The sequence below is a fragment of the Serratia sp. CY84636 genome (assembly GCF_052166245.1).
GTDB classification, from domain to species: domain Bacteria; phylum Pseudomonadota; class Gammaproteobacteria; order Enterobacterales; family Enterobacteriaceae; genus Serratia; species Serratia nevei.
The window spans coordinates 22,257-30,910 of sequence record NZ_JBJNOX010000021.1; the positions used below are offsets into that span (position 1 = coordinate 22,257).

General features: G+C 53.3%; 8 protein-coding genes. All 8 read right to left on the reverse strand.

Annotation, left to right across the window (positions count from 1 at the left end):
* Positions 1-108: 108 nt before the first annotated feature.
* Entirely contained in the window at positions 109-4,137 is a 4,029-nt protein-coding gene (rpoB, locus tag ACJ8QI_RS24640; RefSeq protein ID WP_004929900.1) for a DNA-directed RNA polymerase subunit beta, read from the reverse strand.
* Positions 4,138-4,469: 332 nt separating this feature from the next.
* Positions 4,470-4,835 carry a 50S ribosomal protein L7/L12 gene (gene rplL, locus ACJ8QI_RS24645; RefSeq protein ID WP_442533199.1) on the reverse strand — a complete coding sequence of 122 codons (366 nt, stop codon included), beginning with the start codon at positions 4,833-4,835 and terminating at the stop codon, positions 4,470-4,472.
* A gap of 63 nt (positions 4,836-4,898) precedes the next feature.
* The gene (gene rplJ, locus ACJ8QI_RS24650; protein WP_004929905.1) at positions 4,899-5,396 is read right to left on the reverse strand and encodes a 50S ribosomal protein L10; all 498 of its coding nucleotides are present in this window, start codon (positions 5,394-5,396) and stop codon (positions 4,899-4,901) included.
* Positions 5,397-5,734: 338 nt separating this feature from the next.
* Positions 5,735-6,439, reverse strand: a complete 705-nt coding sequence (gene rplA / locus ACJ8QI_RS24655) for a 50S ribosomal protein L1 (protein WP_019456443.1) — start codon at positions 6,437-6,439, stop codon at positions 5,735-5,737.
* Positions 6,440-6,442: 3 nt separating this feature from the next.
* On the reverse strand, positions 6,443-6,871 hold the full coding sequence (gene rplK / locus ACJ8QI_RS24660; protein ID WP_015376316.1) for a 50S ribosomal protein L11: 429 nt from the start codon (positions 6,869-6,871) through the stop codon (positions 6,443-6,445).
* A gap of 165 nt (positions 6,872-7,036) precedes the next feature.
* Complete coding sequence (gene nusG / locus ACJ8QI_RS24665) at positions 7,037-7,582, reverse strand: transcription termination/antitermination protein NusG (RefSeq protein ID WP_004929914.1); 546 nt, start codon at positions 7,580-7,582, stop codon at positions 7,037-7,039.
* A gap of 1 nt (position 7,583) precedes the next feature.
* Positions 7,584-7,967: a preprotein translocase subunit SecE gene (secE, locus tag ACJ8QI_RS24670; RefSeq protein ID WP_004929916.1), complete on the reverse strand. Its 384-nt coding sequence runs from the start codon at positions 7,965-7,967 to the stop codon at positions 7,584-7,586.
* A 260-nt stretch (positions 7,968-8,227) separates the two neighbouring features.
* Positions 8,228-8,654 (reverse strand): EF-Tu/IF-2/RF-3 family GTPase (locus ACJ8QI_RS24675; protein ID WP_338405059.1); only part of this gene is annotated, 427 nt, incomplete at its 5' end.

The following is an 8,654-nucleotide window of genomic DNA, read 5'->3' on the forward strand; positions in this document are numbered from 1 at the left end:
CTGTCGGAGTTAAACCTGTTGGGTACCCACAACCGCAGTAGGTACCCGTGTGACCTGAACAACCACCCTCAGGCTCCCTTAGGCGGGGAGCCTGAGCCGGAATGACGATTACTCGTCTTCCAGTTCGATGTTGATGCCGAGCGAGCGGATTTCTTTCAACAGTACGTTGAAGGATTCCGGCATGCCTGGCTCCATCCGGTGGTCGCCATCCACGATGTTTTTGTACATCTTGGTACGGCCGTTAACGTCATCCGACTTAACGGTGAGCATTTCCTGCAGGGTATAAGCCGCGCCGTATGCTTCCAGTGCCCACACTTCCATCTCACCGAAGCGTTGACCACCGAACTGCGCTTTACCACCCAGAGGTTGCTGAGTAACCAAGCTGTAAGAACCGGTTGAACGGGCGTGCATTTTATCGTCAACCAAGTGGTTCAGTTTCAGCATGTACATATAGCCGACAGTAACCTGGCGCTCGAATTGCTCACCGGTACGGCCATCGAACAGCGTGATCTGACCGGAGGTCGGGATACCGCCCATTTCCAGCAGCTTCTTGATTTCAGTCTCTTTCGCACCGTCAAACACCGGCGTTGCGATCGGCATACCTTTTTTCAGGTTCTCTGCCAGACGCAGCACTTCGTCGTCGCTGAAGGTGTTCAGGTCAACTTTCTGGCAAACGTCGTCGCCCAGATCGTAGGCCTTCTGGATGAACTCACGCAGCTTGGCCACTTCCTGCTGCTGCTTCAGCATCTGGTTGATTTTCTCACCGATGCCTTTCGCAGCCATACCCAGGTGGGTTTCCAGGATCTGACCGATGTTCATACGTGATGGTACGCCCAGCGGGTTCAGTACGATGTCTACCGGCGTGCCGTTTTCATCGTAAGGCATATCTTCGATCGGGTTGATCTTGGAGATAACACCCTTGTTACCGTGGCGGCCCGCCATCTTGTCACCCGGTTGGATCTGACGCTTAACGGCCAGATAAACCTTGACGATTTTCAGCACGCCCGGGGCCAGATCGTCGCCCTGAGTGATCTTACGACGCTTGGCTTCCAGCTTCTTCTCGAAGTCAGATTTCAGTTCGTCGTACTGCTCAGCCAGCTGCTCCAGCTGGTTTTGCTTCTCTTCGTCGGTCAGGCCCAGTTCCAGCCAGCGATCGCGCGGCAGCTTGCTCAGCTTGTCGGCTTCGATGCCACCGGCAACCAGCACCGCGTGGATACGTGCAAACAGGCCGGCTTCCAGGATCTGCAGTTCTTCAGTCAGGTCTTTCTTCGCCTGCTTCAGCTGCATCTCTTCGATTTCCAACGCACGCTTGTCTTTTTCCACGCCATCGCGGGTGAAGACCTGCACGTCGATAACCGTACCGGAAACGCCGTTCGGTACACGCAGAGAAGAGTCTTTAACGTCAGACGCTTTCTCACCGAAGATCGCACGCAGCAGCTTCTCTTCCGGCGTCAGTTGGGTTTCGCCTTTAGGCGTTACCTTACCGACCAGAATGTCACCGCCGGTCACTTCAGCACCGATATACACGATACCGGATTCATCCAGCTTGGAGAGCGCAGCTTCACCCACGTTAGGGATGTCGGCGGTGATCTCTTCAGGCCCCAGCTTGGTGTCGCGAGACACGCACGCCAGTTCCTGAATGTGGATGGTGGTGAAGCGATCTTCCTGCACCACGCGCTCGGAGACCAAGATGGAGTCTTCGAAGTTGTAGCCGTTCCAAGGCATGAACGCTACGCGCATGTTCTGGCCCAGTGCCAGTTCGCCCAGGTCTGTCGATGGGCCATCCGCCAGCACGTCGCCGCGCTCGATTGGCTCACCCAGATTCACACACGGCATCTGGTTGATGCAGGTGTTCTGGTTAGAACGGGTGTACTTGGTCAGGTTGTAAATATCGATACCTGCTTCGCCCGGGTACATCTCGTCTTCGTTAACTTTGATAACGATACGGGAAGCATCCACGTACTGGATCACACCGCCGCGTTTGGCAACGGCGGTTACGCCGGAGTCAACCGCTACAGCGCGTTCCATACCGGTACCGACCAGCGGCTTGTCAGCGCGCAGGGTTGGTACGGCCTGACGTTGCATGTTCGCACCCATCAATGCGCGGTTGGCGTCATCGTGTTCCAGGAATGGAATCAGTGAAGCACCAACGGAAACAACCTGTTGGGTGGATACGTCCATGTAGTCAACCTGGTCGCGGCTGAACAGGCTTGATTCGCCTTTGCTACGACAGGTGACCAGGTCTTCTACGAAGCGGCCTTCTTCATCCAGGTTGGAGTTCGCCTGGGCGATAACGAAGTTGCCTTCTTCAATAGCAGACAGGTAGTTGATTTCATCGGTCACCACGCCGTCACGCACGCGGCGGTACGGGGTTTCCAGGAAGCCATACTCGTTAGTCTGTGCGTACACGGACAGGGAGTTGATCAGACCGATGTTTGGACCTTCCGGCGTTTCGATTGGGCACACACGGCCGTAGTGGGTCGGGTGTACGTCTCGAACTTCAAAGCCGGCGCGCTCACGGGTCAGACCGCCCGGGCCCAGTGCGGAGATACGACGCTTGTGCGTGATCTCGGACAGCGGATTGTTCTGGTCCATGAACTGGGACAGCTGGCTGGAGCCGAAGAACTCTTTCACCGCCGCCGAAATCGGCTTGGCGTTGATCATGTCCTGAGGCATCAAGGTATCCAGATCGCCCAGAGACAGACGCTCTTTCACCGCACGCTCAACACGCACCAGACCTACGCGGAACTGGTTCTCGGCCATTTCGCCGACGGAGCGGATACGACGGTTGCCCAAGTGGTCGATATCGTCCACTTCGCCCTTGCCGTTACGGATATCGATGAGCTTCTTCATCACTTCGATGATGTCGTCTTTGCTCAGGATGCCCGAACCTTCGATCTCGTCGCGCAGCAGAGAACGGTTGAACTTCATGCGACCCACCGCGGACAGATCGTAGCGGTCTTCGGAGAAGAACAGGTTCTCGAACAGGCTTTCGGCAGCTTCGCGCGTTGGCGGCTCACCAGGGCGCATCATGCGGTAGATTTCTACCAGCGAGCTCAGACGATCATTGGTCGGATCGACACGCAGCGTTTCAGAGATGTACGCGCCGTGATCCAGATCGTTGGTGAACAGCGTTTCGATGCGCTTGTGGCCGGACTGGCTCAGCTTGGCCAGCAGATCCAGCGACAGCTCCATGTTGGCTGCGCAGATCAGTTCGCCGGTATTGGTATCGATATAGTCTTTCGCGACCACTTTGCCCGCGATGTACTCTACCGGTACTTCAATGCTCTGAATGTCGTCTTTTTCCAGCTGACGGATATGACGAGCGGTGATGCGACGGCCTTTCTCTACGTAGATTTTGCCGTTGGCTTCGATATCGAACGAAGCGGTCTCACCACGCAGGCGCTCTGGCACCAGCTCCATCTGCAGCTTGTTGTCGCGGATTTCGAAGACGATCTTGTCAAAGAACAGGTCGAGGATCTGTTCAGTGGTGTAGTTCAGCGCGCGCAGAATGATGGTCGCAGGCAGTTTGCGGCGACGGTCGATACGCACGAACAGGTTGTCTTTCGGATCGAACTCGAAGTCCAACCATGAACCGCGGTAAGGGATGATACGTGCGTTGTACAGCACTTTACCCGAGGAGTGGGTTTTACCCTTATCGCTGTCGAAGAATACGCCAGGACTACGGTGCAACTGAGATACGATAACCCTCTCAGTACCGTTGATCACAAAGGTGCCGTTTTCGGTCATGAGCGGAATTTCGCCCATGTAGACTTCTTGTTCCTTGATGTCTTTGACCGTACCTTCAGGCGCTTCGCGCTCATAGATAACCAGGCGCAGTTTTACGCGCAGCGGTGCAGAGAACGTCACACCACGGATCTGGCACTCTTTGACGTCGAAGACCGGCTCACCAAGACGGTAGCTAACGTATTGCAGCTCCGAATTGCCACTGTAGCTCTGGATAGGGAAAACAGAACGGAATGCGGCTTCAAGGCCGTACTGCCCTTCTGGATCTTGCTCGATAAACTTCTGGAACGAGTCAAGCTGGATAGAAAGGAGATATGGTATGTCCAGCACTTGTGGACGTTTACCAAAATCCTTACGAATACGTTTTTTCTCGGTATAGGAGTAAACCATAGGGTTCCTCAGCTCGCTGATCAGTGACCCAATCTGTCCGTCCGATTAGGGACAGTTCATGCAACACCGTTTTGTCGACCGGAAAGCGGGAACACTTTCCGCAATGTCTCTTGCTATCACGCTTAAACCATTTCATCGCGTCTTCCCCCAGAACTCCTGGTAGTGCAAAGACCGCGGTATATTAAGTCGTCAATAGAAACAAACATTGGGAGGCGAAACCAGCAGCCAAACAGTGTGAAACGCTACTGGCGCCCTACAGCGCAAAAAGGCTGGTGACTAAAAAGTCACCAGCCATCAGCCTAAAAGACTAGGCTGCAACCGGAAAGGTTGGCTTATTTAACTTCAACTTCTGCGCCAGCTTCTTCCAGAGATTTTTTCAGAGTTTCTGCGTCATCTTTGCTCACGCCTTCTTTCAGAGCGGCTGGAGCAGATTCAACCAGGTCTTTAGCTTCTTTCAGACCCAGGCCGGTAGCGCCACGTACTGCTTTGATAACAGCAACTTTGTTAGCGCCTGCAGCTTTCAGGATAACGTCGAATTCAGTTTTCTCTTCAGCAGCTTCAGCTGGGCCAGCAGCAACAGCTACAGCAGCAGCAGCAGAAACGCCGAATTTTTCTTCCATAGCGGAAACCAGTTCAACAACGTCCATTACGGACATAGCGGCAACTGCTTCCAGGATTTGGTCTTTAGTGATAGACATAACAATTGTTCCTAAAATTCAGAAATAGTTTAAATACGTTAGCAAAGGCTAAGAAAGAGTGGCTTACGCCGCTTCTTTCTGATCGCGTACTGCAGCCAGAGTGCGAACCAGTTTGCCGGCAGCGGCTTCTTTCATGGTTGCCATCAGGCGTGCGATCGCTTCTTCGTAAGTTGGCAGCGTCGCCAGGCGGTCGATTTGCGCCGCTGGGATCAGCTCACCTTCAAAGGCCGCAGCTTTAACCTCGAATTTTGCATTCGCTTTCGCGAACTCTTTGAACAGACGAGCAGCAGCGCCCGGGTGTTCGTGAGAGAATGCAATCAAGGTAGGACCGACAAACGTGTCTTTCAGGCATTCGAATGGAGTGCCTTCAACTACGCGACGCATCAGGGTGTTGCGAACAACACGCATGTAAACGCCAGCTTCACGACCTGCTTTACGCAGTTCAGTCATTTTATCTACGGTAACGCCGCGGGAATCCGCAACAACCGCAGACAGCGCGCCTTTGGCTACTTCGCTGACTTCAGCAACAATCGCTTGTTTGTCTTGAAGATTTAATGCCATTAGCTTTTTGCTCCTGGATTAGCCGGGGAAAATCCCCCGGAACTCACTTCACTCGGCGCTTTGTAAAACGCCACGCCGAGCGGCTTAACACGGTGAGCAGAATCCAGCAAAGACATTCTTTTATAAAAAAGAAAAATTTTCTTAGGCTCTGTCACCGTCTACGCAGGAAGGATTAAGTATCTTGCGATACACCTGCGGTCTTGGACGGAGGCCTGGATAGGCCAGGCTCCAACCGAAAAATCTTTGTTTTGCCTACGGCATAGCCAATAGCAAAACCTTGGGGCATAAGATTCTAGACAAATCTTGGCCCCAAGTCAAAGCGATAATCGCAAATGCGATTAGTTCGCTGCAGCAGACAGACCGCTCTGATCGATAGCAACGCCAGCACCCATGGTGGTGGAGAGGCTAACTTTCTTGATGTACATGCCTTTCGCCTGAGAAGGTTTTGCTTTTTTCAGCGCAACCAGCAGGGCTTCCAGGTTTTCTTTCAGTTTGTCTGCGTCGAAATCAACCTTACCGATAGTGGTATGGATGATGCCGTTTTTGTCGTTACGGTAGCGAACCTGACCTGCTTTAGCGTTTTTCACTGCTTCAGCAACGTTCGGAGTAACGGTACCCACTTTCGGGTTTGGCATCAGGCCGCGTGGACCCAGGATCTGGCCCAGTTGACCAACAACGCGCATTGCATCCGGGGAAGCAATAACAACGTCGAAGTTCATTTCGCCTTTCTTGATCTGGTCAGCCAGATCGTCCATACCTACCAGCTCTGCGCCGGCAGCTTTCGCTGCTTCAGCGTTAGCGCCTTGGGCAAATACGGCAACGCGAACGGAACGACCGGTGCCGTGTGGCAGAACGGTAGCGCCACGAACGTTTTGGTCAGATTTACGAGCGTCGATGCCGAGGTTAACGGCAACGTCAACGCTTTCTACGAATTTAGCGGTGGCCAGCTCTTTCAGCAGAGCAACAGCTTCAGTGATGTCATACTGTTTAGTAGCATCAACTTTGTCACGGATCACGCGCATGCGCTTGGTCAGCTTAGCCATCTCTTAATCCTCCACTACCAGGCCCATGGAACGAGCGGTACCTTCGATGGAGCGAGTCATCGCTTCAACGTCAGAACCAGTCATGTCCGCAGCTTTGGTTTCTGCGATTTCACGTACCTGAGCACGGGTCACTTTACCTACTTTGTCTTTGTTCGGCTTACCGGAACCAGACTTGATACCAGCCGCTTTTTTCAGCAGAACTGCTGCTGGCGGGGTTTTGGTAACGAAAGTGAAGGAGCGATCAGAATAAACGGTGATAACAACCGGAATCGGCAGACCTTTTTCAACGCTGTCAGTCTTAGCGTTGAATGCCTTACAGAATTCCATGATGTTAACGCCCTGCTGACCCAGAGCTGGACCCACTGGTGGGCTCGGGTTCGCCATACCAGCTGCAACTTGCAGCTTGACGTAGGCTTGTACTTTCTTAGCCATTTAAATTTCCTCGGTTTGGGTAGTATCGCCTCGTAAGAGGCTCCCCGTGTTTCACCCCGCCCAACATGCATCAGGCAAGGCATCTAAAAACAAAAGGCGCGAAATTGTAGTTCAATTTCGCGCCTTTGACAAGCGGCAACGCGCCACTCATTGCTGATTATTCGATCAGCCTTTCTCAACCTGGCTGAAGTCCAGTTCCACCGGCGTTGCACGGCCAAAGATGGAAACGGAAACTTTCAGGCGGCTCTTCTCGTAATCGACTTCTTCGACCACACCGTTGAAATCGGCAAACGGGCCGTCGTTGACGCGCACCAGCTCGCCCGGTTCGAACAGCGTTTTCGGACGCGGCTTGTCACCAACCTGCTGCAGGCGGTTCATGATCGCATCAACTTCTTTATCGCTGATTGGCGCAGGACGGTCAGACGTACCGCCGATGAACCCCATGACGCGCGGTACGCTGCGCACCAGGTGCCAGCTGGCGTCATTCATCACCATCTGCACCAGCACGTAGCCAGGGAAGAACTTACGCTCGCTCTTGCGACGCTGGCCGCCACGGATTTCAACCACTTCCTCCGTAGGCACCATCACTTCGCCGAACAGCTCTTCCATATCGTGCAGTTTGATGTGTTCACGCAGCGATTGTGCTACGCGACCTTCAAAACCGGAAAACGCCTGAACGACGTACCAACGTTTTTTTGGAGCTTCAGACATTTTAGAACCTCAGGCCAGTAATAAACGACACCAGACGGACCAGAATACCATCCAGCCCCCACAGAATCAGTGACATCACGGCGGTTACCGCGGCAACGATCAACGTGGTGTGTAGCGTTTCCTGACGAGTTGGCCAAATCACTTTACGTACTTCGGTACGCGCTTCGCGGGCAAACGCAACGGTGGCTTTGCCTTTGGTGGTCATCAGAGCCACTGCACCTGCAACGGCGATGATCAGCACAACTGCCAGCGCGCGCAATGGCAGGCTTAAATCACGGTAGTAATAGTTACCGACAATAGCCACAACCAACAGAACGGCGACGATCAGCCACTTTGCCGCTTCCAGGCCGCGTCCGCTCCCTTGAGCCTCGGTATTCGCACTCATAAACCAACCTGTCACAATGATGATTCAGAACAAACAACTTTGCCTCGCATTGCGAGGCAAACCAAACCGATCGGATACCGCTTCAGCGCTATCCCGGTGTTTTACGCTATGACGTATTTCAGTCAATACGGTTTAAGAGCCCATCTCACCAATGATTATGACTGCAAAATCGCTGATGAGATAGGTTCTAGTTCACAGCGTAGAAAAAGGGCATCAAATGATGCCCTTTTACCGCGTGTCGCGTCAAACTTTATCAGCGATTAAGCGATAACTTTAGCAACAACACCTGCGCCAACGGTACGGCCGCCTTCACGGATTGCGAAACGCAGACCGTCGTCCATCGCGATTGGGTGAATCAGGGTTACAACCATGTTCACGTTGTCGCCTGGCATTACCATTTCTACGCCTTCTGGCAGTTCGATGGTACCGGTCACGTCAGTGGTACGGAAGTAGAACTGTGGACGGTAGCCTTTGAAGAATGGCGTGTGACGACCACCTTCATCTTTGCTCAGGATGTACACTTCAGATTCGAACTGGGTGTGCGGCTTGATAGAGCCTGGCTTCGCCAGTACCTGACCACGTTCGATTTCTTCACGTTTGATACCACGCAGCAGAACACCTACGTTCTCACCAGCACGGCCTTCGTCCAGCAGTTTGCGGAACATTTCAACGCCAGTACAGGTAGAC

What these genes read in the sequence shown, in the direction of transcription:
- rpoB (WP_004929900.1), bottom strand. Translation starts at nt 4,137, where the DNA reads ATGGTTTACTCCTATACCGAGAAAAAACGTATTCGTAAGGATTTTGGT.
- rplL (WP_442533199.1), bottom strand. Translation starts at nt 4,835, where the DNA reads ATGTCTATCACTAAAGACCAAATCCTGGAAGCAGTTGCCGCTATGTCC.
- rplJ (WP_004929905.1), bottom strand. Translation starts at nt 5,396, where the DNA reads ATGGCATTAAATCTTCAAGACAAACAAGCGATTGTTGCTGAAGTCAGC.
- rplA (WP_019456443.1), bottom strand. Translation starts at nt 6,439, where the DNA reads ATGGCTAAGCTGACCAAGCGCATGCGCGTGATCCGTGACAAAGTTGAT.
- rplK (WP_015376316.1), bottom strand. Translation starts at nt 6,871, where the DNA reads ATGGCTAAGAAAGTACAAGCCTACGTCAAGCTGCAAGTTGCAGCTGGT.
- nusG (WP_004929914.1), bottom strand. Translation starts at nt 7,582, where the DNA reads ATGTCTGAAGCTCCAAAAAAACGTTGGTACGTCGTTCAGGCGTTTTCC.
- secE (WP_004929916.1), bottom strand. Translation starts at nt 7,967, where the DNA reads ATGAGTGCGAATACCGAGGCTCAAGGGAGCGGACGCGGCCTGGAAGCG.